Origin of the sequence: Flavobacterium flabelliforme (assembly GCF_017948675.1) — a bacterium.
GTDB lineage: Bacteria > Bacteroidota > Bacteroidia > Flavobacteriales > Flavobacteriaceae > Flavobacterium > Flavobacterium pygoscelis.
Window position 1 is genome coordinate 109588 of record NZ_JAGFBU010000004.1, and the last position, 25158, is coordinate 134745.

Genomic DNA, 25158 nt, shown 5'->3' on the forward strand with positions numbered 1-25158 from the left:
ATAATAAATTCAAATTTTAATCAAACATACTACTATTTTGAAGTTAATTAGAAAGATTAAATTCTTATATATAATCCTATTTTTACTTTTTTCTTTATCCATTTTTTCTCAATCAAATACTAAATTTGTTGTTATTCTAGATGCGGGACATGGTGGTAAAGATCCAGGAAATTCCTATAATGGATTTATAGAAAAAGAAATTGCTCTAAAAACTGCATTGAAATTAGAAAAATATCTTAAAAAAGAAAAAGACATCGATGTAATTCATACCAGAAAAACAGATGTTTTTATCGAATTAGTAGATAGACCCAGAAAAGCAAATACGCTTCATGCCAATTTATTTGTATCTATACATTGTAATTCAGTAAAAAATCCCATCCCTTATGGTACTGAAACTTTTGTTATGGGGTTAACCAGAAGTCAGGGGAATCTAGAAATTGCTAAACAAGAGAATTCTGTAATATTGTTTGAGAAAAACTATAAGCAAACTTATAAAGGATTTGATCCCAAAAAACCTGAAACGCTTATAGGATTAAAGATGTTACAAGAGGATTTCTTAGATCGAAGTATTCAATTGGCCTCTAAGATCGAAAATAATTTTATAAATCAACTAAATCGTAAATCAAGAGGTATAAAACAAACTCCTTTATGGGTTTTAGACGCTGCTTATATGCCAAGTGTATTGATCGAATTAGGCTTTTTATCTAATAAAAAAGAAGGACTCTATCTTAATTCTGCTGCGGGTCAAGAAAATATGGCCAAAGCTATTGCTACTGCAATTATTTCCTATAAAAAAGAATATTTTGGTTCTGGTTACAATAAAAACATGGAACAAAGTAAATCCAAAAAAGGAAATGCTACATCAACAAAAGAAAAAGCAAAAAATAGTGTTCTTGAGGAGACAAATAATAAAAAAGAACTAAAGGTTGAAGATGATGGCATTCTCTTTAAAGTTCAGTTTGCGGCGGGAAAGCAAAATCTTAAATTAGTTCCGTCAAACTTTAAAGGATTAAAAAACGTATCGGTAAGATCTACTAAAGCAAGCTTTTATAAATATTCCTATGGAGCCACATCAGATTACAGTGAAGCCAAAAAGAATTTGAAAGAAGTGCAATCCAAAGGCTATTCTTCAGCGTATATAATTGCATTCAAAGACGGAAAAAATATTAGTCTTGAAGAAGCGCTTAAATAATAGTAACAAGTCAAATATTTTATATTAAATTTGTAAAAAATACTTAAATTTTGAAAATAACACGAGAAATTAAAACAGCTATTTTAGTTATAGCATCTATATTATTATTTATTTGGGGCTACAGTTTCCTTAAAGGAAGAGACCTATTTACTAATTACAAAACTTTTTATGTTGAATATAAAAGTGTAGAAGGTTTGGCTACCTCTGCTCCAGTTACTTTAAATGGTTTAGTCGTGGGTAAAGTAAGTAGTATTACTATTAATGAAAACACAGGTGCTTTGTTGGTAGAATTACAGTTAAAAACTGATTTCCCAATCTCTCAATCTAGTGTGGCATCTATTTATGAGCCCGGTTTTATTGGTGGAAAACAAATTGCAATAATCCCGAACTTTGCTGATAAAACTTTAGCAGTTGATGGACAAAAGTTACAAGCAGGTGTGAAAATGGGTCTTACTGATAAAGTAGGAGATCAATTAGCGCCACTACAAGAAAAGCTTGAGAAATTATTAGGTAGTACTGAAAAATTAATTTCTGGACTTAATAATGTTTTAGACCAGAAAGGGCAACAAGATTTAAAACTTACGCTAGCTGAATTGAGCAAAACCATAGAACAATTTCATATTGCTTCAAAAAGTGTAAATGGTTTATTAGATACTAATAAAACTCAAATAAACGGAGTTGTTACTAACTTTAGTAAAATAAGTGATGATTTTTCTAAAATATCTTCCTCTCTTAATAAAGCAGATTTAGGTAAAACAGTACAAAATCTAAATACAACTTTAGCAAAAGTCGATGGTATTGTTACTGGTTTAGAATCTGGAAAAGGTTCTATGGGTAAATTACTAAACGATGAAGCTTTTTATCAAAATATTAAAACTTCAACAAAAGAACTAGAATTATTATTACAAGATGTACGACTTAACCCAACACGTTACGTTAATATATCTGTTTTTGGAAAGAAAAATAAACCTTATGTGGCTCCTGAAAAGGACTCTGTATCTACTGTAAAAAATTAGTAATTATGAGTTATTTAGACAATATTTTATTTGCAATCCTTTTAATTATTGGATTTGGTTATTTTTTCAGAAGTGTTCAAAAGATACGAAGAAACATCAATCTTGGTACTGATGTAAATCGATCTGATAATCCAAAAGCAAGATGGACTAATATGGCTATGATTGCTTTAGGTCAGTCTAAAATGGTTAAAAGACCAGTTGCAGGAATACTACATATTATAGTTTATTTAGGTTTTATAATTATTAATATTGAATTATTAGAAATTATAATTGATGGCCTTTTTGGAACACATCGTATTTTCGCGTTTTTAGGAACTACTTATAATGTTCTAATCGCTTCTTTTGAAATTTTAGCAGTTTTAGTATTAGTTGCTGTTTCTGTTTTTTGGATCAGAAGAAATGTTATTAAATTAAAAAGATTCATTAGCTCTGATTTAAAGGGTTGGCCAAAAAGTGATGGTAATTATATCTTATATTTTGAAGTCGTTTTAATGACTTTATTTTTATTGATGAATGCCTCAGATTTGCATTTACAAAATGTACCAGGTGGTTTTTCTCACTTTATTAAAGCAGGTTCTTTTCCTGTAAGTCAATTTATTGCTCCTATATTTAACGGAGTTTCTAATGAGTCAGTGATGCTAATGACTGAGATTTTCTGGTGGTTGCATATTACAGGCATCTTGATTTTTATGAACTATTTGTATTTCTCTAAACACTTACATATTCTTTTAGCATTCCCTAATACCTATTTTGCCAATCTAAAACCTTTAGGACAGTTTGATAATTTAGAATCAGTAACTAAGGAAGTAAAATTAATGATGGATCCTAATGCCGATCCATTTGCCGCGGCACCTGTTGATGAAAATGCAGCGCCAAGTAAATTTGGAGCAAGTGATGTTCAAGATTTAAACTGGGTTCAATTACTAAATGCTTACACATGTACAGAATGTGGTAGATGTACCTCTGTTTGTCCAGCTAATATTACAGGAAAAAAACTTTCTCCTCGAAAAATTATGATGGATACAAGAGACAGACTTGTAGAAGTAGGAAAAAATATAGATGACAATAAAGGAGTTTTTGTACCAGACAATAAATCATTATTAAACGATTATATTTCTCCTGAAGAGCTGTGGGCTTGTACTTCATGTAATGCATGTGTTGAGGAATGTCCAGTAAACATAAGTCCGCTTTCTATTATAATGGACATGAGACGTTATTTAGTTATGGAGCAATCTGCAGCACCAATGCCTTTGAATGCAATGATGACAAATGTTGAGAATAATGGTGCGCCATGGCAATACAATCAGCAAGACAGATTGAATTGGAAAAATGAAAATTAATCGAAAGTAAATTAGTAATACTAAATAAAGTTAAAATTACATTTTAACCATTTGAAAAAAACAACGTTATGTCAGAGAATTTAATAGTGCCAACAATGGCCGAAATGTTAGCTCAGGGTAAACAACCAGAAGTTTTATTTTGGGTGGGTTGTTCCGGAAGTTTTGATGATAGAGCCAAAAAAATAACCAAAGCATTTGTTCGTATTTTAAACCGCGCTAATATTTCTTTTGCAGTTTTAGGTACTGAAGAAAGTTGTACTGGAGATCCAGCCAAAAGAGCTGGAAATGAATTTCTATTTCAAATGCAAGCCATGATGAATATCGAGGTTTTAAATGCATATGAAGCAAAAAAAATTGTTACTGCTTGCCCACATTGTTTCAATACTCTAAAAAATGAATACCCAGAATTAGGTGGTGTATATGAAGTAGTTCATCATACAGAATTTCTAAAATCTTTACTAGATGATGGAAGACTTACTATTGAAGGCGGACAGTTTAAAGGAAAACGTATTACTTTTCATGACCCTTGTTATTTGGGAAGAGCAAATAAAGTATACGAAGCTCCAAGAGATTTAATTCTTAAGCTAGATGCTGAGTTAGTAGAGATGAAACGTTCTAAAGCTAATGGATTATGCTGTGGTGCAGGTGGAGCTCAGATGTTCAAAGACGCAGAACCTGGTAACAAAGAAATAAATGTTGAAAGAACAGAAGATGCCTTAGAAACACAATCAGAAATAATTGCCACAGGTTGCCCTTTTTGTAATACTATGATGACTGATGGTATCAAGGTTAAAGAAAAAGAAGGTGATGTAAAAGTAATGGATATTGCGGAGTTAATTGCTAATGCACAGGATTTGTAAGTAATAAGACTAACTTTTATTAGATTGTATTATGGTTTATAAAGGCATACTATATTTCATAATAATGCTAATTAGTTTTAGTATACATGCTCAAACTATTGATAAGTTTAATATTCAGGATAGTCTTGATTTAAAAACAAATAAACAACTGCATTTTAAAGTAAAGCAGCTAATTATTCCATCAGTTTTAATAGGCTATGGAATTATAGGAATTGGTAATGATCAATTAGAATCTTTTAATTCTCAAATTAGAGAAGAGGTTCGAGAAGACATTGACAAAAAGTTTACTATTGATGATTTTTCACAATATGTACCATTGGCTTCTGTATATGCTTTAGATGCTTTTGGGATCAAAGGCAAAAATAACTTTAGAGATAAAACGATAATTTTGGCTACCTCTTATTTGATTATGGGAATAGCGGTTAATAGTTTTAAACATACTTTTAAGGTTGAAAGACCTGATGGTTCAAGCATGAATTCTTTTCCTTCAGGACATACAGCTACTGCTTTTATGGGTGCTGAGTTGTTGTATCAAGAATATAAGGACACCTCAATATGGTATGGTATATCCGGATATTTAGTAGCAGCAGGTACTGGAGCATTTAGAATGTATAATAATAAACATTGGCTTACCGATGTAGTTGCTGGAGCAGGGATTGGTATATTGAGTACAAAAGCAGCCTATTGGTTGTATCCTACAGTAAATAATTTGTTGTCTTCAAAAAAAAATAATACGAATAAAAAAACAGTATTTATACCTTATTATGATGGTAAACAAGTAGGATTTGGACTTGTCTCTGCATTTTAATAGTTGGTAAAAATCAATAAAAAATAAATATTATGTACGTTCCTTTTGAAAATTTACCCGAAGAATCTAAAATTTGGATTTATCAATCGAATAGAAAATTTTCGGATGCCGAATTTTCTGAAATAGAAACAGCTTTACAATCTTTTCTTGAAGAATGGGCAGCACATGGTACGAGTTTAGAATCATCTTACCAATTAAAATACAATCGATTTATTATAATTGCCGTAAATCAAGACGTTCAGGCGGCTACAGGTTGTTCTATCGATTCTTCAGTAGAGTTTATCCAGAGTTTAGAACAGAAATATGGTGTTGATTTACTGGATAAAATGAATGTTACTTTTAAGTTAGGGGAACATATTGCTCATAAACCACTGATTGATTTCAAAAAAATGGTAAAGGATAAAGCCGTTACAGAGAATACTATTGTATTTAATAATTTGGTAAATAATATCGAAGAATTTAATGAATCATGGGAAGTTCCTGCAATTGATAGCTGGCATAGCCGTTTCTTTTAAAATTATAACTATCCAATGAGAAAAATAGGCATCAAAATATTTACCTTTTATGTCTTATTTCTTTTTGTTGCTACTAGTTGTGTTGGTACAAAAATTAATAAGAATAAAATACTTGTAACCAACGTTCCCGTCAAAGCTCAAAACCTTGATAGCATTGCCATTACTAATACTCCAATACTTTTTGATTTAGTTTCTGAAGGTGAAAAATGGGTAGATAGTGTTTATAACGGAATGTCTTTAGATGAAAAAATAGGGCAATTATTCATGATTGCAGCTTATTCGAATAAAGATGCTAAACATTACGCTGCTATTGATAAACTCATTCAAGAAAATAAAATAGGCGGATTAATTTTTTTTCAAGGTGGACCTGTTCGTCAAGCTAAATTAACAAATAGGTATCAAGCTTTGTCAAAAACACCTTTATTTATAGGTATTGATGCAGAGTGGGGATTAGGCATGCGCATTGATTCTACCTATCGCTATCCTTGGAATATGACCCTTGGAGCCATTCAGGACATGCAATTAATAGAAAAACTTGGTAACCAGATGGGAATGCAAAGTAAACGATTGGGTTTACAGTTTAATTTTGCTCCCGTTTTAGATATTAATTCTAATCCCAAAAATCCTATTATTGGATTTCGTTCTTTTGGAGAAGATAAATTTAAGGTTACTGACCACGCTATTGCTTTGATGAAAGGAATTCAAAGTCAGGATATATTTGCCACTGGAAAACATTTTCCTGGTCATGGTGATACCTCAAAAGATTCACATAAAGAATTGCCAACAATAAATGCGTCAAGAGAAAGGTTAGAAGAACTTGAATTCTATCCCTATCATAAAATGTTTCATGAAGGTCTTTCATCAGTTATGGTGGGGCATTTAAATGTTCCTAGTTTAGAATCACGACCTAATTTTCCTTCTTCTCTTTCATGTAATATTGTTACAAATGTGCTTCAAAAAGAATTAGGTTTTAAAGGGCTTATTTTCACAGATGCTTTAAACATGAAAGGAGTAAGTGATTTTAAAGTTCCTAGTGAAGTTAATTTTGAAGCCTTTATGGCTGGAAATGATATTTTATTATTTCCTGAAAATGTTCCTGCTACAATTCAGAAATTTAAGCTCGCTTTTTCCCTTGATTTATTCACGGAGGAAAGATTGGCTTTTTCTGTAAAAAAAATTCTCAAGTTTAAATACAAAGCTGGTTTGAACTCCTATAAACCCATTGAAACAGAAAATTTATATTCGGATTTAAATTTGGTATCAAATGAGGCGCTACAATATCAATTGTATGAAAATGCCATTACAGTATTAAAAAATACAGATGCAGTATTGCCTATCAAAAATTTGGATAAACAAAAGATAGCTTATGTAAAAATTGGTGATGATAACAATGATAAGTATGTATCAACGCTTCAAAAATATGCTGATGTTACTGTAGTAGATGATAAAAATATAGACAGTTTGCAGGTTAAATTAAGTTCTTACACAACTGTAATAATTGGCTATCATAAATCTGATATTGCCTTCAAGAATGATGATTTAAGAGTAGATGAGTTACTTAAGATAGTTGCTTTGGCTAAGAATAATAATGTGATTTTAAACGTTTTTGCCAAACCTTATTCATTGTTGGCATTTGATAATTTTGATAGTATTGAAGGATTGGTAGTTTCTTATCAAAATAGTCCTATTTCTCAAATTGTTTCTGCTGAATTAATTTTTGGTGCGATTGAAGCAAAAGGTAAATTACCCGTTTCTATTAATTCTTTTTTTAAAGTTAATGATGGACTTTCAACAGAAAAACTAAATCGATTAGGATTTACTACTGCAGAAAATGTTGGTATGAATTCCCAAATATTGTCAAAAATTGATGGTATTGCCAATAAAGCAATTGCGGATAAGATGACACCTGGAATTCAGGTTTTAGTAGCCAAAGCAGGTAAGGTAATTTACCAAAAATCATTTGGATATCACACTTACGATAAAAAGATTAAAGTTCAAAATTCGGATATTTATGATGTAGCATCATTAACTAAAATTTTGGGCACTTTGCCCAATGTTATGATAGCTTATGATCAACATAAAATAAATTTGGGAACTACATTGGGATCAATGTCTCCTATTTTTAAGGATTCTAATAAACAAAATATCAGTTTCAAGGATTTATTGTCACATTATGCTGGATTGCCTGCTGGATTACCATTTTATAAAGCTGCATTGAATAAGTCTAAAAAACCATCTGAAGATTATTTTAGAAAAATACCGGAAGTTAATTTTACAAAACAGTTAGGAGATAGTCTATTTATTAGAAATGATTTTAGCGATACCATCATGAAAATGATTGTAAAAAGTAAAATTTCCATAAAAAAAGAATATAAATATAGTGATTTAACCTTCATGATCTTGAAGGATTATTTAGAGAAAACAACTGGTAAAACATTAGATGTTTTAATTCAAGAAAATTTTTATCGTTCGTTAGGTATGAATAATTCTAGTTTTAATCCATTGGCAAAATTTGATAAAAATAGAATTCCACCAACAGAAACAGATGCTTATTTCCGTCATCAGCTTTTGCAAGGATATGTAAATGATTTAACAGCTGCTTTAGAAGGCGGTGTTTCAGGACATGCAGGTGTATTTTCAAATGCTATGGATGTTGCTAAAATAATGGAACTTTATCTACAAAAAGGAAGTTACGGAAATCAACAATATTTTTCTGAAAAAACATTTGATGATTTTAACACTTGTTACTTTTGTGCAGAAGGAAATAGGCGAGGCGTAGGTTTTGACAAGCCTCAACTAGGTACTTCGGGTCCTACCTGCGGATGTGCTTCAATGACTAGTTTTGGTCATACCGGTTACACTGGTACAATGGCTTGGGCAGATCCAGAAACTCAAATTGTGTATGTATTTTTATCTAATAGAACTTTTCCAGTAGCTACAGAAAATAGATTGTCTAAGGCTAGCATTCGTGAAAACATACAGCAAGTTATTTATGATGCAATTATTAGGTAATAAATCAATATGCTTTATTTTCCTTTTTAATTGTAGAATAATTATTAAATTGATTTTAGATTTCTAAAGTTTAAGCTACTAAAATCTAATGTTTGTTTTCTAAATCCTATGAGTTTTTTTAATCAGAATATGTTACATTTGATAGGAAAAATTTCGGTATGAATACAAGGACTCCTTTTTTGAAAATCATTAACTTTTTGGGATTGTTTTTTTGTGTCAGTCTTATGAATGCACAAAACATAGATGTCGATATTTTGCATAATATTAATGTAAACAGAAATACATCCTTAGACGGCACATTTAGAGTTGTTACCAATAGTGCTTTACCCATTAGTATTGCAACCCCTTTAATTATTTATTCTGTAGGACTTATAAAAAAAGACAGCACTACCAAAAAGACAGCCTTATTTATTGGTGAATCATTTGTAGTTTCGGCTTTTATTACTACTGCTTTAAAATATACAACAAAAAGGCAACGTCCTTTTAATGCATACGCTGATATTGAAAAAGGAACTGCCGGACCTGGGTTTTCATTTCCTTCAGGGCATACCTCTGTAGCATTTGCCACTGCCACATCATTAAGTATGGAATATCCAAAATGGTATATTATTGCTCCTTCATTTGCATGGGCTTCTGCCGTTGGGTATTCTAGAATGCACTTGGGTGTTCATTATCCTTCTGATGTTTTAGCAGGAGCAATAATAGGTAGTGGATCGGCTTACCTGAGTTATAAATTAAATAAGTGGATCAATAAGAACAGTAATGAAGAACAAAAGATTCTTAAAAACAACGAATTGAAATAGCTTTTACGAAATAAAATTATCGAAAGATGGGAATGTTAAAGTATATTTCAAGATCGGTTTGGATACTATCATTAGTAAGTTTATTTACCGATATGGCAAGCGAAATGCTATATCCCATTATGCCTATTTACCTCAAAACAATTGGCTTTTCGATTGTTTTAATAGGAGTTCTAGAGGGTTTTGCCGAAGCTTTAGCAGGTTTAAGTAAAAGTTATTTTGGCAAATTATCTGATAACTCAGGCAAGCGGACTCCCTTTGTTCAGTTTGGTTATGGATTAAGTGCAATTTCAAAACCGATGATGGCTTTATTTATTTTTCCGATGTGGATATTTTTTGCCAGAACCATTGATCGTTTTGGAAAAGGAATTCGCACTGGTGCTAGAGATGCCATTTTATCAGATGAAGCGACTCCCGAAACGAAAGGTAAAATTTTTGGATTTCATAGAGCAATGGATACTTTGGGTGCCGTTCTGGGACCTGTAATTGCTCTCGTATATTTATATTATTATCCACAAGAATATAAAACTCTTTTTTATATGGCATTTCTTCCCGGTTTAATAGCCGTTTTAGTGTCATTTTTATTAAAAGATAAAAGGAATAGTAAGCCAATTGCAATAAAAAAAGTTTCTTTTTTCTCTTTTTTAAACTACTGGAAATTAAGTCCATATGAATATAAAAAAACGGTAATCGGATTATTAGTATTTGCTGCATTTAATAGTTCTGATATTTTTTTATTACTAAAAGCAAAACAAATGGGTCTTAACGATACTTATGTAATCGGAATTTACATCTTTTATAATTTGGTTTATGCTGTTGTTTCTTTACCAATTGGTATTCTAGCGGATAAAGTCGGGTTAAAAAAAATGTTTATTTTTGGCCTAACCTTATTTGCTGTGGTTTATTTTGGAATGGCTTTTACCGAAAATAAATATTTTATTATTTTATTCTTCTTTTTATACGGCGTTTATGCAGCAGCCACTGAAGGAATATCAAAAGCATGGATTAGCAATATTAGTGACAAGAAAGACACTGCTACTGCGATAGGAACTTATAGTGGTTTTCAAAGTATAAGTGCGCTTATTGCGAGTTCTTTGGCGGGTCTAATTTGGTACCAGTTTGGAGCCTCTGCTACTTTTATTACAACTGGAATTGCTACAGTTCTAGTTATTATTTACTTTTCTTTCTTCATGAAAGATAAAATTATTAAAAATGAAACATTCAGATAATCAAGAAGATCAATACAATGAGGAGTGCTGTACTCCAAAGAAAAAAGCAACTCATAAAAATACTCATACAACTTCCGGTTGTTGTTCTTCAGAAGAGGATTCTGAAGATCATTCTGGACACGACCACGACCATGGCGAAACAAACGGAAGCACAATACAATTATTTTTACCCTCTATAATCAGTTTCGTTTTATTGATCGTTGGCTTGTTATTCGATCATATAATTGGTCCATCTTGGTTCAAAGACTGGATCAGAATTATTTGGTACATTGTTGCTTATTTGCCTGTTGGACTACCTGTTTTGAAAGAGGCGATTCAAAGTATTAGAAAGGGTGGCATCTTTTCTGAATTTTTTCTAATGAGCATTGCAACTGTTGGTGCTTTTGGCATTGGTCAATATGCTGAAGGAGTTGCTGTAATGTTATTTTACTCTATTGGAGAACTGTTTCAAATGCTAGCAGTAAGAAAAGCTAAATCAAATATTAAATCATTATTAGATCAAAGACCAGATGTAGCTAATGTTTTAGAAGGAAATAAAATCATTTCAAAGCAAGCTTCTGAAGTTACGATTGGTGAAATTATTGAATTAAAACCAGGAGAGAAATTAGCTTTAGATGGTAAATTACTTTCGGATCATGCGACTTTTAATACGGCTGCATTAACCGGAGAAAGTAAACCTGATTCTAAATCTAAAGGAGAGACTATTCTGGCCGGAATGATCAATCTTAACACTCTTGCTCTTGTAGAAGTAACAACTGAATTTAAAGACAGTAAATTGTCTAAAATTCTAGAAATGGTTCAAGAAGCTACCACCAAAAAAGCACCTACAGAATTATTTATTAGAAAGTTTGCCAAGATTTATACACCAATAATTGTCTATCTGGCGATAGGAATTTGTTTGATTCCAATGCTATTTGTTGACGATTATATATTTAAAGATTGGTTGTACAGAGCCTTAATTTTCTTAGTTATTTCGTGTCCTTGTGCATTGGTTATATCCATTCCGCTAGGCTATTTTGGTGGAATAGGAGCTGCTAGTAAAAACGGAATATTGTTTAAAGGATCCACTTTTCTAGACATAATGGCGGCTATTCAAGTAGTAGTAATGGACAAAACAGGGACCTTGACTAAAGGGGTTTTTAAAGTGCAAAAAGTAGTTGCTATTGGTGTTTCCGAAACTGATTTAGTACAATATACTGCCGCAATTGAAGCGAAATCAACTCATCCAGTAGGTTCAGCAATAGTACAATATGCTAAAGATAACTATAAGGAGATTATTGTTGCCGATGTAAAAGAAATTCCTGGTATGGGATTGAAAGGAGTTATAGATGGAAAAGAAATTGCAGTTGGCAATCCTAAATTGATGAAGGAATTGAATATCAATTATGATTTAGAATTAGATTCGATACCGTACACTACAATCCTAGTAGCGATCAATCAAAAATATGCAGGTCATTTTATTATTGCTGATGAAATAAAAGAAGACGCTAAAACGGCTATTGAAAGTTTACACAAACTAAAAATTAAAACAATTTTACTTTCAGGAGATAATCAGGCGGTAGTTTCGGCTGTAGCCAAAGAATTAAATATTGACGAAGCTTTTGGAAATTTACTACCCGAAAATAAAGTCGAAAAAGTAGAAGCCATGTTAAGTCGAAAAGTAAAAGTAGCCTTTGTAGGAGACGGAGTAAATGATGCTCCGGTTATAGCTTTGGCAGATGCTGGAATTGCAATGGGAGGATTAGGAAGTGATGCCACAATTGAAACAGCTGATATTGTTATACAAAATGATCAGCCAACTAAAATTTTTACGGCAATCAACATTGGGAGGAAGACAAAACAAATTGTCTGGCAAAATATAACTTTGGCTTTTGTGGTAAAATTGGTTGTTTTAATAATGGGTGCGGGAGGATTAGCAACCATGTGGGAGGCCGTTTTCGCTGATGTTGGGGTAGCTTTATTGGCCATTTTAAATGCAGTTAGAATCCAGCGAATGAAATTTTAAAAGAGGATCTTTTTTTTTAACTTAAATTTCAATAAAACTCAGCGCTATTTTGTTAAATTCGTTTTTATTAAATTACATACATGAAAATAGCAATAGTTTGTTATCCTACATTTGGAGGAAGTGGCGTAGTAGCTACAGAATTAGGTTTAGAATTGGCCCGCCGCGGTCATGAAATACATTTTATAACTTACAGCCAACCCGTACGTTTAGCCTTATTAAGTCCTAACGTACATTACCACGAAGTAAACGTTCCAGAATATCCATTATTTCATTACCAGCCTTATGAATTAGCTTTATCTAGCAAATTAGTCGATATGGTAAAGTTATATAAAATTGAATTACTACATGTACATTACGCTATTCCGCATGCTTATGCAGGTTACATGGCTAAACAAATGTTAAAAGATGAAGGTATAAATCTTCCTATGGTTACCACACTTCACGGAACAGATATTACTTTAGTCGGAAGTCATCCTTTTTATAAGCCTGCTGTGACTTTCAGCATCAATAAATCGGATTTTGTAACCTCTGTTTCTCAAAGTTTGAAAGAAGATACCTTAAAGTTATTCAATATAAAAAATGAAATTGAAGTGATTCCCAATTTTATCGAATTGAATAAAAATGTAAAAGATGCTGGCGTTCCTTGTCAACGTTCGGTTATGGCCAAACAAGAGGAACGAATTATTACCCATATCAGTAACTTCAGAAAAGTAAAACGCATTCCTGATGTTATCAAAATTTTCTACAACATTCAAAAAGAAATTCCAGCTAAATTGATGATGGTTGGAGATGGTCCCGAAAAAGAAAAAGCAGAAGTTTTATGCCAAGAATTGGGTATTGAAGACAAGGTGATTTTCTTTGGAAACAGTAATGAAATTGATAAGATTTTATGTTTAACAGATCTATTTTTATTACCATCAGAAACCGAAAGTTTTGGTTTAGCCGCGCTCGAAGCTATGGCCTGCGGTGTTCCAGTTATATCCAGTAATTCAGGTGGTTTACCAGAAGTTAATTTTGAGGGAATATCAGGCTACTTAAGTAATGTAGGTAATATAGAAGATATGGCAAAAAATGCTTTAAAAATTTTAAAAGATGATGCTACATTAGAAAATTTTAAAGAGAATGCTTTATCAGTTGCAAAACAGTTTGATATTAAAAATATACTACCTCTTTATGAAGACCTTTATCAAAAAGCTATTAATAAATATTTATAAACAGCGGTATAAAGTCATTAAAAATTACAAGACCATTAAAAGTTATCGATACTAATTAAATAATTATTAAATGAAAAAAACTTTTCTATCCTTATTTGCCATAACCTTATTTTCTTGTAGTACAACTAATGCTACAAAAAATGAAGGTCATAATAAACTTTATGAAGTATTAACGCAGCAATCTAATGGAGGAGCGAGTATTCGTTTTTTTGAAATACTTTCTGAACCTAATGAAATCAAAATGTTACAGGAGGATGATAATTTAAAAAATAAGATAAAAGACACTGACATTCAGAGCTCTAATTTTATTATTTTAAATATGGGAGAAAAGACATCTGGAGGTTATGCAATTGGTATTGAAAATGTTGTTGAGACAGATAACGATATAATAGTAACTGTAAAAGAAACTAATCCGGAAGCAGGAGCAATGGTAACACAAGGGTTTACAAATCCATTTTGTGTGGTTAAAATAAATTCTAAAAAACATCTCATTATTAAATAAAAAAAAAAGGCTATTCAGATGAATAGCCTTTTTTTAATATATTTTAGATTAGAACTGGAATCTTAGTCCTAAAGCAATATCTGAACCATAATTGTTTTTGTAGTAACCATTTCCTCCAAACTCAGGTCTAAAATCTAATGATATTAATAAAGGAAAATCAAAGTTGTATTCAATTCCGATATCACCCGCTGCAAATACAAAAGTGTCGCTATAACGTTTGTCATTTTTAACATCGTAGCTGTAGTTACCAACTCCACCACCTACACTAGCATACCAATTAAAACCACCATCAATGTTCCATACCCATTGGTATAAAGCTGCTAGTTTGATAGCATTGTCATCGTATCCACTATTTTCATAATTATTTCTATTTCTCCATCCTAAATCTAATTCAAGTCTATTACTTTTAGACAATCCTCTTTGATAAGAAAGTTCTCCTCCAAAACCATTATTTCCTCCTAAACGTAGACCTAAAGCATTTTTAGATATATCCTGTGCTTGAGCTGTAAATGCTAATCCAATTAACATTAATGCCGATAAAATAATTTTTTTCATATTGTATGTTTTTAAAGACGCAAATGTAACTCTTAACTACTTCCGGTTCTTATGAAATTATTGCCATTATTTATATAATTACCACATTTGTGATTTAAAACAATAATTAATTATTACATGAACAAATAAACCTAAGTAAATTTTTGTTAAAGTTTATAAGCAGAATTTTGAGATTAAATAAATGATAATTCTACACTATTAAAATTAAAACGGAATAATAATATATGATTAATATAAGTTGGAATTAATTAATGAAAAATTTAAAGATTTTATTCTTAAATAATGTATTGGTTTTTCAAAAGTTTAAACTCAAAAATTTTGAACTTTAAACTAAAACGTTACTTTTGTTTAAAACTATTTATAATGGCAGGTAATAGCTACGGAACACTTTTTAGAATAACAACTTTCGGGGAATCTCATGGTGAAGCTTTAGGAGGAATAATAGATGGTTGTCCTCCGGGAATAGCAATAAATTTAGAAGATATTCAATTCGAGATGTCTCGACGCAAGCCTGGTCAATCTGCAATTGTTACTCAACGCAAAGAACCAGATGATGTTCAGTTTTTGTCTGGAATCTTTGAAGGAAAAACAACAGGAACACCAATTGGTTTTATTATACCTAATACCAATCAGAAATCAGATGACTATTCTCATATAAAAGATAATTTTAGACCTAGCCACGCTGATTATGTCTATGAAAAAAAATATGGAATACGAGATTATAGAGGAGGTGGTCGCAGTTCTGCCAGAGAAACAGCTAGTAGAGTAGTGGCAGGAGCAATAGCCAAACAAATTTTACCTGAGATAAAAATTAATGCATATGTATCTTCTGTTGGACCTCTATTTTTAGAGAAACCTTACCAAGATTTAGATTTTTCAAAAACAGAAAGTAATCCTGTACGTTGTCCTGATATCGAAATGGCAACGAAAATGGAAGATTACATTCGTGACATTAGAAAGCAAGGTGATACTGTTGGTGGTACGGTAACTTGTGTGATTCAAAATGTACCAATTGGATTAGGTGAACCTGTGTTTGACAAACTTCATGCTGAACTAGGAAAAGCAATGTTATCCATTAATGCAGTGAAAGGTTTTGAATTTGGAAGTGGATTTTGTGGTGCGAAAATGAAGGGAAGCGAGCATAATGATTTGTATAATCCAGATGGAACAACTAAAACAAATCTTTCTGGTGGAATTCAAGGTGGTATTAGTAACGGAATGGATATTTATTTCCGTGTTGCTTTCAAACCGGTGGCAACAATAATGCAAAAACAAGAATCATTAGACAATAAAGGAATAATCACTGAAATGACAGGAAAAGGACGTCACGATCCTTGCGTTGTTCCCCGTGCTGTGCCAATAGTTGAAGCAATGGCAGCCATTGTATTAGCTGATTTTTATTTGATTAACAAAATATATTAATATTAATCTTTAACATTTTTTCTAGTAGTAATTGCACGTCAAATTTTATAATGATCAAAGTAATTATACCACTATAAAACTAAATATCTAAATTTAATGGATACCAATACAATAAAGAAAACATCCTTCTTTTCAGGATTAACAGGACAAATATTAATTGCTATGGTTTTGGGTGCTATTTTAGGCATCATCATACACAATTATATTTCACCAGCCGATGCAGAAGCCTTTAGTAAAAAAATTAAAATCTTAGCGACTGTTTTTATTCGATTAGTGCAAATGATTATTTCTCCGTTAGTCTTTACAACTTTGGTTGTAGGAATTGCTAAACTTGGGGATATAAAAGCAGTAGGTAGAATTGGTGGTAAGGCAATGGGGTGGTTTTTTACAGCTTCATTTATATCTTTATTATTAGGAATGTTTTTTGTAAACGTACTTAAACCAGGTGTAGGACTTAATTTACCAAGTATTGATTTGGCTTCGGCTTCAGAAGTTACTGGTAAAACCCAAAATATTTCATTCGAAAATTTTATTGAGCATATTGTTCCTAAAAGTATTTTTGAAGCCATGGCTACCAATGAGATTTTACAAATTGTAATTTTCTCTATTTTCTTTGGTCTTGCAGCTGCTTCATTGGGAGAATACGTAAAACCAGTTACTAATGCTCTAGAAAAGACATCTCATATTGTCCTTAAAATGGTTAATTACGTGATGAAATTTGCTCCAATTGGAGTTTTTGGAGCGATTGCAGGAGTTTTTGCAGTACGAGATTTTCAAGAATTAGCGATTACCTATTTCAAGTTCTTTGGCTCTTTTTTAATTGGAATTTCATCACTTTGGGTGGTCTTAATTCTTGTAGGTTATATTTTTCTTAAAAGCAGAATGACTGTTTTACTAAAAAGAATTATAAGCCCTTTAATTATTGCTTTCGGAACTACAAGTAGCGAGGCTGTTTTTCCAAAATTAACAGAAGAATTAGAACGCTTTGGTGTCAAAGACAAAATTGTTTCCTTTATGTTGCCACTGGGTTATTCTTTTAACTTGGATGGAAGTATGATGTATATGACTTTTGCAAGTATTTTTATCGCACAAGCCTACGGAATACATTTAGACTTAGGAACGCAGATGACTATGCTGTTAGTATTAATGCTTACGAGTAAAGGAATTGCTGGTGTTCCAAGAGCTAGTTTAGTTGTTGTTGCAGCAACTTGCGGTATGTTTGATATTCCTATTGAAGGAATCGCTTTGATCTTGCCAATTGACCATTTTTGCGATATGTTTCGTAGTGCAACCAATGTATTAGGAAATGCTCTAGCTACTTCTGTTGTAGGACAATGGGAAGGTGATAAAGAAGTAGAAGTGCCTACATTAGAATAATATTTTAACTAGTTATTGTCAATTTATATACTAAACCTGTTCCCTTATTTGTGAACAGGTTTTTTTATGCCTAATTTTATTTTTATGTACACTTATTCTGTATAATAAATTTGTTTAAATAAAGTTTTTATTTTGCTAATAAAAGGTATATTTGATAAATAAATTTTAGCTATGTATCTGAATCGTATTGTTTTGCTATTCGTTGTATTGACTGTTTTTTTTGATAATAACATACTAGCACAGACAATTACCTTTTCCAAAAAAGAAATTACTGTTTTAACAGATCAAGCTTCTCAATATCTAAAAGAGACAAATTTTAGTAAATCACTCGAGATTTCAAAAATGGCCTTGCATGAAGCCATCTTAGCAAATGATTTTTCATCTATAGCCATTTCATACAATACGATTGCTGCTAACTATGCAGAACTTGCACAATTTGAAAAAGCTATTTTTTTTTACAACAAAGCCTTAATTAATGCCAAAAAAGTAGAGTTTGATACTTTAAGCAATAAAATATACAATAACCTAGGAAATATTTATTGTTTTGAAAAAAAGCAATATCTAAAAGGAATTGCGTATTACCAAAACTCATTAAAATACAGTCAGAAAATAGCCGATACAAATCAAATTTTCATGACGAAATTAAATATTACTTGGGCGTATTTTGATATTAAAAATTTTGAAAAAGGATATGATAGTTTAAAATATATTAATAATCACAAGTCAAAAAAGGGTGATGATTCCAGTTTTGCTGCAATAAGCATGCTCAATGCAATGTATTATGCGCATGAGGGAAATAAAGAAAAAGCTAATGCATTTTTTTTAAAGGCTATAAAACTTGGAAATGAAACCGATCAAAAATCAGATTTATCTTTTGCTCATTTAGAATATTCTAAATTTTTAATTGGAAACGGAGATTTTAAAAATGGGTATCTAAACCTATCAAAATACAATGAAATTACAGACGCGCTTTACAGTAAAGATAAAATTGATCAAGCTAATAGTGTTGGTGTAAATTTAGAATTAGAAGACTATAAAAGAGAAATTGATAAGTTTGAAGCCGAAAAAAAAGCTAATCTGATATTGCTTGGAAAATCAAAAACAATATTATTTTTATTTTTAGCGATATCTGTTATCTTACTGTTGTTAATTTATTCTTTATTTAAAAATAATAATTTAAAGAAGAAATCCAATGCTGATCTTTCCCATTCAAACAAACAATTATTGATTGCTATAGAAAAAGCAGAGGTAGCCTCTAAGCTAAAATCTCAATTTGTATCTACGGTAAGTCACGAGCTGAGAACTCCTTTGTATGGTGTCGTCGGAATTACAAACATCTTGGCAGAAGAACACAAAGAATTAGCCAATAGTCCTTATTTAAGTTCTCTGAAATTTTCTGCTAGATACTTGCTATCATTAGTAAATGATATTCTCCAAATTAATAAAATTGAAGATAAAAGAATTGTCCTAGAAAATTTAACTTTTAATCTTTTAGATGAAATTAATCTGGTAAAAAACTCTCTTTCCTTTTTAGCAAAACAGAACAATAACAGCATTGTAGTGAACATTGATCCTGATATTCCGGACTATTTGATTGGAGATAAACTGAGGTTTTCGCAAATTATAATGAATTTGGTAAGCAACGCGCTAAAATTCACATCCAATGGAGAAGTAAGTATAAGTGCTAACTTGATTAAAACAGTTCACAAAACATATTTTATAGCATTTATAATTGCAGACAATGGTATTGGAATTGCTGCAGAAGATCAAGAAAAGATTTTTGATAAGTTTGTACAAATTCGAAGGAAAGAAACTGATTATCAAGGAACCGGTTTAGGACTTTCAATAGTGAAACAACTCTTAGAATTGTTTGATAGTTCTATTTCGGTAGAAAGTTCTATTAATAAAGGTTCGATTTTTAAATTTGTTATAGGTTTTGAATACAATCCTGAAAAAACAATTGATATTATAAACAGTATTCAAGTCAATCTTAGTCATTCTCCCAATACTGTAAATGTTTTGGTTGTAGAGGACAATCGCATCAACCAGTTGGTTACCAAAAAAACCATTGAAAAAAACAACTTTAAATGTAGTGTGGTTGATAATGGTTATGCTGCCATTGAAATTTTAGAGAAAGAATATTTCGATATTATTTTAATGGATATTAATATGCCTTTGATAAATGGTTTTGATACAACTCGAAAGATTCGTTCTAAAGGAATTATAACGCCAATAGTAGCATTAACAGCATTTGATAAGGCTGAAATTACTGAAGAAGCTATTTCGGCTGGAATTAACGATATTATAATGAAACCATTTGATGCTATTAAATTAGTTGATATGATTACTATTTTAATTTCTAAAAATTAATCAATTTCTGGAAAGATTGTTATTTCAAAATAATAAAAAAATCGCTGGATTAGAAAGTTTTAAATTTCAGATCCAGCGATTTATAAATTATTGATTCAGATATAATTAATCTATTTAAAATAAAAATTAGACTAATACCAGCGTTTTTTATTTTGTTTAGAAACTTCCGATTTTCTAGATTTATGAGCACCTGCACTTCTGTTAGAATTACTTTGTTTTGCACCAGGAGCTGTTTCTGGACTTCCTGAATGCCAGCCATAAGGATGATCACTTACTATTTTTACATCTACTTTGATTAATCTCTGAATGTCTTTCCAATACTGATGTTCGTCTTTTCCACAAAAAGATATGGCAACACCTACATTTCCAGCACGACCCGTTCTTCCAATCCTATGAACATAAGTTTCAGGCACATTGGGTAAGTCAAAATTAATTACAAATGGTAACTGATCAATATCAATTCCTCTTGCCGCAATATCAGTAGCTACTAATACGTTAACTTCTTTATTTTTGAAACCATCTAAAACGCGTTGTCTAGCATTTTGAGATTTATCTCCATGAATGGCTTCGGCAGCAATATCATGCTTACGCAACGCTTTTACAACATTGTCGGCTCCATGCTTGGTTCTCGAAAAAACCAAAACATTAGACAAGTTTTCATTTTTTATTAAGTGGTATAATAAATTTCTTTTTTCTCCTTTTTCGACAAAATAAACTCTTTGTTCTACACTTTCGGCAGTAGATGAAACGGGTGAGACGCTAACAGTTGCAGGATCTTTAAGAAACATTTCTGCTAATTCTCTGATAGCAGTTGGCATTGTTGCTGAGAAAAAAAGTGTTTGTCTATTATTAGGTGTTAGTTTTACAATTTTTTTGACATCATTTACAAATCCCATATCAAGCATTTGATCTGCTTCATCGAGTACTAATGTATGTAAATGATCTAGATCTATAAATCCTTGTTTTACTAAATCTAATAAACGGCCTGGAGTTGCAATTAGAATATCGATTCCTTTTTTTAGCATTTCTACTTGAGGAACTTGAGAAACGCCACCAAAAATAGTAAGTTGTACTAGGTTAGTGTATTTTGCATATTGATCAAAATTTTGTCCAATTTGGACTGCCAATTCTCTTGTTGGTGTAATAACAAGGGCGCGAATTGGACTAGCTTTTTTAGACGAACCTACAATTCTATGCAGTTGATGAATAATAGGTATTGCAAAAGCTGCCGTTTTTCCGGTTCCCGTTTGAGCGCAACCAATTAGATCACGTCCTGATAAAACGATAGGTATTGCTTGTTCTTGTATTGGGGTTGCTTCTATATAGCCTTGTTCAAATACGGCTTTTTGTATACTTTTTGAGAGCGATAAATCTTCGAATAACATAATTTTAATATTAAATATCTTGTATTAAGTACATAGATAAGGCAACAAAGATAGTATTATTATTTTTGATGCTTATTTATAACTTGTTCAAGACCTCAATTATAGCTGTTGTGCGTAAATATTGATTGGCTTATGAAAGTGCTGCACTGTTCGATTTCATAAAATCGGTTACAAGATATCCGATGAGTTTACCAATTAAGTGGTTGTTTTTTTCTTCTCCTAAATCTGGAGCTCCTTCACAAATGTGCAGATAAGATACGTTTTTGGTTTTTCCAAAATAGGAAATAAACTGTCTAAGTTGTTCTACCGAGAATCCGCTCATTGTCATTGCACTACTGGCAATATTAGGAATGGCATCTAAGTCAATTTCTAAGCCATAGAAATCATCATTAATAAAGTCTAAAGCTTGTTCCATCTCATGATCAAATTCTTTTTCTCTTCTGATATTTACACTATCATAGGTATTAAAACGAACTCGGTCTTCTATTTTTTTGATAATATCTAAAACACTTTTGGAAATGTAATTTTCATGCAAACCAAAAATGAAATATTTTTTAAGAAATCCTTCTTCGTAGGCATATGAAAAGCCATTTCCGCTGTGACGCCCCTCTAAAATTCTAAAATCAGAATGTGCATCAAAATTAATTGCATTTATTGGTTTTCCTTTTGCTAAGGCGGTACCTTTTATATTTCCGTAGGAATTATTATGACCACCACCAATTACAATAGGTATTTTACCTAATTTGATAAGATTAAAAATTATATGCGAAACATCTTTATCGATTTTGTCAACCAATTGACTTAATTTTGAACGATCATCAATGTCATTAAAATCTAGTAATTCGACATTTTTCATTACTTGAGTTACATCTAGTTGTCCTAAAACAACCAGTTGATTGCCTTTGCAAAAACGGTTGTGTTGTATGTTAGCGATGTTTTTTATGGCACTTTCCCAAGCTGATGCTGCTCCAGGTCTGCCATAATTTGCTCTAACGCCTATATCTTCAGGAATTCCAAATAATACATATTTAGCTTCACAAGTTTTTATAAATTCAAGAGAATCAGTATCTTTTGGAATAGTTATCATTTTCTCTCCAAATTTTATTTCACCACTTCTATGATTTGTTATTTTTGATAGATCTTTGATCGTGAAAGGGATAATTTTTTCCATTAAAAAAATATTTTTTCCAAAAATACTATAATTGTGTTAAGTTTCGTTATTAGATAATTATATATTATTAAATTTGAAAAAAAAAATCTATATGGAAAATCAAAAAAGCAATTCAAGTCTTAAGGCAGTAGTAGCAGTATTAGCTATTTTATTAGTAGGAAGTTTAATATACATATTTAAAATGACCTCTGACGCGGATACCGTTAAAACAGAATTGAAATCAACTATGACTGAAAAAGAATTAGTCATGAAGGATCTAGAAGAGCTAAAATCGACTTATGATGCTGCTATTTCAGAAAACACATCGATGTCTGACGAATTAATTCAAGAAAGAGACAAAGTTGTTAATCTAATGGCTGATTTAAGTAAATCTAAAGGTGATGTCGCTTCATTATCAAAATACAAAACTCAATTTGTTGCCTTGCAATCAAATATGAAAGTATTAATGGCAGAAAATGAGACTTTAAAAAAGGCAAACACTACACTAACCTCACAACGTGATAGTACAGTAGTGGTTTTAGGAGAGACTAAGAAAAATGTAGAAGCATTAACAGGTCAAAACGAAGAATTGTCTAAAGCAGTAGAAATGGGTTCTAAACTAACGGTTTTAAACACAAGAGGTTCTGCTTATAAATTAAAAAGTTCAGGAAAACAAATTGAAACAGATAAAGCTAGTAGAGCTGATGTTTTGAGAGTTAACTTTACAATTGCTGAAAATGCTATTGCAAAATCTGGTGCTAAAAGCTATTATGTACAAGTAATTGACAGTAAAAATAATGTTTTAGGTGATAAGAAAACAGAGACTTTTGGACAAAATATTTTGACGTACAGTTTTATAACTAATGTTAATTATGAAAACAAAACAATTCAAGTTTCTGAGGATTTAAAAGGTAAAGATTTTGCTAAAGGAACTTATTTTATCAATATTTTTGATAAAGATCAATTGGTTTCTAAAACAAGTTTTAACTTAAGATAGTCTTGAAGTAAAATAAAAAAAAAGAGGAACGTAATGTTCCTCTTTTTTTTATGCCAAAATTTCACCTTCTATGATAATCATTTCAATTAGGTTACTACCAAAAGCGTAGGGCAATTGGTAATAGGAGGGAATGGGTTTTGTGATAATGAGATTTGCTTTTTTGCCAATAGTAATACTTCCATGAGTTTCTGAAATTCCCATGGCATAAGCACCATTTATTGTTGCTGCATTTATAGCTTCTTCTGGAGTCATCCTCATTTTAATACAGGCTGTTGCTACCACAAAATTCATATTTCCTGATGGAGTTGATCCAGGGTTATAATCTGTAGCCAATGCTATTGGCAGTCCTTGAGCGATCATTTCGCGTGCAGGTGTGTAAGGAATACTCAGAAAATAAGAGCATGATGGCAATGCCACTGGCATTGTTTCGGTGTTTTTTAGAGCCATAATATCTTCTTTAGTCATAACTTCTAGATGATCTACAGAAAGTGCCTGGTATTTTACTCCAGCTTGAATTCCTCCAATAGAGTTAAATTGATTTACGTGAATTTTGGGTTTTAAACCTAGTTTAATTCCAGCTTCCATAATGGCTTCTGTTTCGGCAACAGTAAAATAACCGGTTTCACAAAACACATCTATGAAGTCAGCGAGTTTGTTTTTAGCAATTTCAGGAAGCATTTCATTTAACATGCAATCTATATATCCTTTTCTATTTTCTTTGTATGCTGTTGGAATAGCATGAGCGCCAAGAAAGGTAGCTTTAATCGTTATAGAATAATTTTGAGCTAATTGTTGAATAACACGAAGCATTTTAAGTTCTCCTTCTACGGTTAGTCCATAACCCGATTTAATTTCTACGGCGCCAGTTCCTAAACGCATCACTTCTTCTAAACGTGCTTTTGATTGCTGATAAATTTCCTCTTCAGAAGTTTCGTTGAGTTTTTTTGCCGAGTTTAAAATTCCACCACCGCGATTGGCAATTTCTTCGTAGGTCAATCCGTTGATGCGATCTACAAATTCTTGCTCTCGATTTCCAGCATATACAATATGAGTATGACTGTCACACCAAGATGGTAGCACTATTTTTCCGGTTGCATCAATAATCTTATCTGTGTCTATTTTTGGTACATCATTCATCGATCCAAAATCAGCAATAAAATTGTCTTTGATAACTAAATAAGCATTTTTTATAGTTGGAAGAATAGCCATTTCTGCTCCAGAAACTTTAGCAACACTAATTGCTCTAACTTGGAGTAATTCCTTAATATTTGTGATTAAAGTTGTCATTTTTGTGGGTTTGTTTTAGGTAGATTTCAATGTCTGATTCCTGACATTTTTTTTTTACGCAACGAAGGCACTAATGCACAAATTTTAAATTTAATTTAGTGGACTTAGTGCCTTCGTGGAAA

General features: G+C 31.5%; 20 protein-coding genes. 16 read left to right on the forward strand and 4 right to left on the reverse strand.

What is annotated here, in order from left to right:
- Positions 1 to 37: 37 nt before the first annotated feature.
- From J3S90_RS11055 to J3S90_RS11110, 12 genes are all read left to right on the forward strand, one after another.
- Positions 38 to 1192 (forward strand): N-acetylmuramoyl-L-alanine amidase family protein, encoded by a 1155-nt coding sequence (locus J3S90_RS11055; protein WP_236023934.1) that lies wholly within the window; start codon positions 38 to 40, stop codon positions 1190 to 1192.
- Positions 1193 to 1242: 50 nt separating this feature from the next.
- On the forward strand, positions 1243 to 2208 hold the full coding sequence (locus tag J3S90_RS11060) for an MlaD family protein (protein WP_188050363.1): 966 nt from the start codon (positions 1243 to 1245) through the stop codon (positions 2206 to 2208).
- Between the two features lie 5 nt (positions 2209 to 2213).
- Entirely contained in the window at positions 2214 to 3548 is a 1335-nt protein-coding gene (locus J3S90_RS11065) for a (Fe-S)-binding protein (RefSeq protein ID WP_188050364.1), read from the forward strand.
- Between the two features lie 68 nt (positions 3549 to 3616).
- Positions 3617 to 4408, forward strand: a complete 792-nt coding sequence (locus J3S90_RS11070) for a (Fe-S)-binding protein (RefSeq protein WP_188050365.1) — start codon at positions 3617 to 3619, stop codon at positions 4406 to 4408.
- Positions 4409 to 4472: 64 nt separating this feature from the next.
- Positions 4473 to 5216: a phosphatase PAP2 family protein gene (locus J3S90_RS11075; RefSeq protein ID WP_236023935.1), complete on the forward strand. Its 744-nt coding sequence runs from the start codon at positions 4473 to 4475 to the stop codon at positions 5214 to 5216.
- A gap of 32 nt (positions 5217 to 5248) precedes the next feature.
- Entirely contained in the window at positions 5249 to 5731 is a 483-nt protein-coding gene (locus J3S90_RS11080) for an ABC transporter ATPase (protein ID WP_188050367.1), read from the forward strand.
- Positions 5732 to 5746: 15 nt separating this feature from the next.
- Positions 5747 to 8743, forward strand: coding sequence for a glycoside hydrolase family 3 N-terminal domain-containing protein (locus J3S90_RS11085; RefSeq protein WP_210646247.1), 2997 nt, complete (start codon positions 5747 to 5749; stop codon positions 8741 to 8743).
- Positions 8744 to 8901: 158 nt separating this feature from the next.
- Complete coding sequence (locus J3S90_RS11090) at positions 8902 to 9546, forward strand: phosphatase PAP2 family protein (protein WP_210646248.1); 645 nt, start codon at positions 8902 to 8904, stop codon at positions 9544 to 9546.
- A gap of 26 nt (positions 9547 to 9572) precedes the next feature.
- Positions 9573 to 10772, forward strand: coding sequence for an MFS transporter (locus tag J3S90_RS11095; protein WP_236023936.1), 1200 nt, complete (start codon positions 9573 to 9575; stop codon positions 10770 to 10772).
- Positions 10756 to 12777: a heavy metal translocating P-type ATPase gene (locus tag J3S90_RS11100; RefSeq protein WP_210646249.1), complete on the forward strand. Its 2022-nt coding sequence runs from the start codon at positions 10756 to 10758 to the stop codon at positions 12775 to 12777. The genes J3S90_RS11095 and J3S90_RS11100 overlap by 17 nt, the downstream gene beginning before the upstream one ends.
- Before the next feature lie 80 nt (positions 12778 to 12857).
- Positions 12858 to 13991: an N-acetyl-alpha-D-glucosaminyl L-malate synthase BshA gene (gene bshA / locus J3S90_RS11105; protein WP_210646250.1), complete on the forward strand. Its 1134-nt coding sequence runs from the start codon at positions 12858 to 12860 to the stop codon at positions 13989 to 13991.
- A gap of 70 nt (positions 13992 to 14061) precedes the next feature.
- Complete coding sequence (locus J3S90_RS11110; protein ID WP_210646251.1) at positions 14062 to 14493, forward strand: protease complex subunit PrcB family protein; 432 nt, start codon at positions 14062 to 14064, stop codon at positions 14491 to 14493.
- 48 nt (positions 14494 to 14541) lie between these two features.
- Here J3S90_RS11110 and J3S90_RS11115 read toward each other — a convergent pair whose 3' ends face one another.
- Entirely contained in the window at positions 14542 to 15048 is a 507-nt protein-coding gene (locus tag J3S90_RS11115) for a hypothetical protein (RefSeq protein WP_210646252.1), read from the reverse strand.
- Positions 15049 to 15411: 363 nt separating this feature from the next.
- Between J3S90_RS11115 and aroC the strand changes: the two genes are divergently transcribed.
- The 3 genes from aroC (at position 15412) to J3S90_RS11130 (ending at position 20217) form a co-directional block, all read left to right on the forward strand.
- Entirely contained in the window at positions 15412 to 16470 is a 1059-nt protein-coding gene (gene aroC / locus J3S90_RS11120) for a chorismate synthase (RefSeq protein ID WP_210646253.1), read from the forward strand.
- Between the two features lie 96 nt (positions 16471 to 16566).
- Positions 16567 to 17847: a dicarboxylate/amino acid:cation symporter gene (locus tag J3S90_RS11125; protein WP_188050375.1), complete on the forward strand. Its 1281-nt coding sequence runs from the start codon at positions 16567 to 16569 to the stop codon at positions 17845 to 17847.
- A gap of 171 nt (positions 17848 to 18018) precedes the next feature.
- On the forward strand, positions 18019 to 20217 hold the full coding sequence (locus J3S90_RS11130) for a response regulator (RefSeq protein ID WP_210646254.1): 2199 nt from the start codon (positions 18019 to 18021) through the stop codon (positions 20215 to 20217).
- A 131-nt stretch (positions 20218 to 20348) separates the two neighbouring features.
- On the opposite strand, the gene J3S90_RS11135 is transcribed toward J3S90_RS11130, so the two are convergent.
- The gene (locus J3S90_RS11135) at positions 20349 to 21602 is read right to left on the reverse strand and encodes a DEAD/DEAH box helicase (RefSeq protein WP_188050377.1); all 1254 of its coding nucleotides are present in this window, start codon (positions 21600 to 21602) and stop codon (positions 20349 to 20351) included.
- A gap of 130 nt (positions 21603 to 21732) precedes the next feature.
- The gene (locus tag J3S90_RS11140; protein ID WP_188050378.1) at positions 21733 to 22773 is read right to left on the reverse strand and encodes a formimidoylglutamase; all 1041 of its coding nucleotides are present in this window, start codon (positions 22771 to 22773) and stop codon (positions 21733 to 21735) included.
- Between the two features lie 91 nt (positions 22774 to 22864).
- On the opposite strand from J3S90_RS11140, the gene J3S90_RS11145 reads away from it, so the two are divergent.
- Positions 22865 to 23749, forward strand: a complete 885-nt coding sequence (locus J3S90_RS11145) for a hypothetical protein (protein WP_210646255.1) — start codon at positions 22865 to 22867, stop codon at positions 23747 to 23749.
- 48 nt (positions 23750 to 23797) lie between these two features.
- Here the strand turns inward: J3S90_RS11145 and hutI are convergent, their stop codons facing one another.
- Positions 23798 to 25036: an imidazolonepropionase gene (gene hutI, locus J3S90_RS11150; RefSeq protein ID WP_210646256.1), complete on the reverse strand. Its 1239-nt coding sequence runs from the start codon at positions 25034 to 25036 to the stop codon at positions 23798 to 23800.
- Positions 25037 to 25158: the final 122 nt, after the last annotated feature.

What these genes read in the sequence shown, in the direction of transcription:
- J3S90_RS11110 (WP_210646251.1), top strand. Translation starts at nt 14,062, where the DNA reads ATGAAAAAAACTTTTCTATCCTTATTTGCCATAACCTTATTTTCTTGT.
- bshA (WP_210646250.1), top strand. Translation starts at nt 12,858, where the DNA reads ATGAAAATAGCAATAGTTTGTTATCCTACATTTGGAGGAAGTGGCGTA.
- J3S90_RS11100 (WP_210646249.1), top strand. Translation starts at nt 10,756, where the DNA reads ATGAAACATTCAGATAATCAAGAAGATCAATACAATGAGGAGTGCTGT.
- J3S90_RS11070 (WP_188050365.1), top strand. Translation starts at nt 3,617, where the DNA reads ATGTCAGAGAATTTAATAGTGCCAACAATGGCCGAAATGTTAGCTCAG.
- J3S90_RS11095 (WP_236023936.1), top strand. Translation starts at nt 9,573, where the DNA reads ATGGGAATGTTAAAGTATATTTCAAGATCGGTTTGGATACTATCATTA.
- aroC (WP_210646253.1), top strand. Translation starts at nt 15,412, where the DNA reads ATGGCAGGTAATAGCTACGGAACACTTTTTAGAATAACAACTTTCGGG.
- J3S90_RS11145 (WP_210646255.1), top strand. Translation starts at nt 22,865, where the DNA reads ATGGAAAATCAAAAAAGCAATTCAAGTCTTAAGGCAGTAGTAGCAGTA.
- J3S90_RS11135 (WP_188050377.1), bottom strand. Translation starts at nt 21,602, where the DNA reads ATGTTATTCGAAGATTTATCGCTCTCAAAAAGTATACAAAAAGCCGTA.
- J3S90_RS11125 (WP_188050375.1), top strand. Translation starts at nt 16,567, where the DNA reads ATGGATACCAATACAATAAAGAAAACATCCTTCTTTTCAGGATTAACA.
- J3S90_RS11115 (WP_210646252.1), bottom strand. Translation starts at nt 15,048, where the DNA reads ATGAAAAAAATTATTTTATCGGCATTAATGTTAATTGGATTAGCATTT.
- hutI (WP_210646256.1), bottom strand. Translation starts at nt 25,036, where the DNA reads ATGACAACTTTAATCACAAATATTAAGGAATTACTCCAAGTTAGAGCA.
- J3S90_RS11085 (WP_210646247.1), top strand. Translation starts at nt 5,747, where the DNA reads ATGAGAAAAATAGGCATCAAAATATTTACCTTTTATGTCTTATTTCTT.
- J3S90_RS11065 (WP_188050364.1), top strand. Translation starts at nt 2,214, where the DNA reads ATGAGTTATTTAGACAATATTTTATTTGCAATCCTTTTAATTATTGGA.
- J3S90_RS11075 (WP_236023935.1), top strand. Translation starts at nt 4,473, where the DNA reads ATGCTAATTAGTTTTAGTATACATGCTCAAACTATTGATAAGTTTAAT.
- J3S90_RS11080 (WP_188050367.1), top strand. Translation starts at nt 5,249, where the DNA reads ATGTACGTTCCTTTTGAAAATTTACCCGAAGAATCTAAAATTTGGATT.
- J3S90_RS11090 (WP_210646248.1), top strand. Translation starts at nt 8,902, where the DNA reads ATGAATACAAGGACTCCTTTTTTGAAAATCATTAACTTTTTGGGATTG.
- J3S90_RS11130 (WP_210646254.1), top strand. Translation starts at nt 18,019, where the DNA reads ATGTATCTGAATCGTATTGTTTTGCTATTCGTTGTATTGACTGTTTTT.
- J3S90_RS11140 (WP_188050378.1), bottom strand. Translation starts at nt 22,773, where the DNA reads ATGGAAAAAATTATCCCTTTCACGATCAAAGATCTATCAAAAATAACA.